The sequence below is a fragment of the Neisseria sp. P0021.S006 genome (assembly GCF_051956895.1).
The window spans coordinates 1-793 of the sequence record NZ_JBQCWZ010000619.1 but is presented as its reverse complement, the minus strand read 5'-3'; the positions used below and the strand labels follow the sequence as shown (position 1 = coordinate 793).

General features: G+C 49.7%; 1 protein-coding gene. It reads left to right on the top strand.

The annotated features are described in order from the left end of the window. A partial coding sequence (locus tag ACTHUM_RS16080) for an SAM-dependent methyltransferase (RefSeq protein WP_440403432.1) occupies positions 1 to 632 on the top strand: 632 nt, incomplete at its 5' end. Positions 633 to 793 lie beyond the last annotated feature (161 nt).

The window sequence follows — 793 nt, the reverse complement described above, 5'->3', positions numbered from 1 at the left end:
CGATTGTCGGGCTGACGGATTTTATCGTGGAAGCGGAAAAAACAGCGCGCGCGCATTTGAAACATTTGGGCGTGACTACGCCTATCCGCGAGCTGAATCTGCAAACGCTGAATGAACACACGGATTTGAAGATTTTGCCGGAATTGCTGAAACCTTTGCAAGAAGGGCGCAGTATGGGTATTGTCAGCGAGGCGGGTTGTCCGGCTGTTGCCGATCCGGGAGCGAATTTGGTGGCGTTGGCGCATAAACACGGTTTTGAAGTACGGCCTTTGGTCGGCCCGTCCAGCTTGTTGCTGGCGCTGATGGCTTCGGGTGCGAATGGGCAAAACTTTGCATTTAAGGGTTATCTGCCGTCTGAAAAAAGTGAGCGCATTCAGAGTTTGAAGGCTTTGGAACAACGTTCGCGCCAGCAGAATGAAACGCAGCTGTTTATCGAAACGCCGTATCGTAACGATGCGTTGTTGGCTGATGCGGTGGAAAACCTGCATCCTGAAACGCGCTTGTGCGTGGCTACGGACTTGACCTTGCCGACACAGGAAATCATCAGTCAGACGATTGCGCAGTGGAGAAAAAGAAAAGAAATGCCGAATTTGAAAAAACGCCCGACGATTTTTGTGTTGCATGCTGCTTAAAACTGGATTGGATTCAATCTCAAACTGTATTTGTTTGGGGAAATAAAAAAAGGCCGTCTGAACAACAGACGGCCTTTGTGTTGCCTAAACCTTCATCAAGAAACGACTTCGCCTTGGGCGCGTTGTTTTTCGATACTGCGGTTGATGTGCCATTGTTGGGC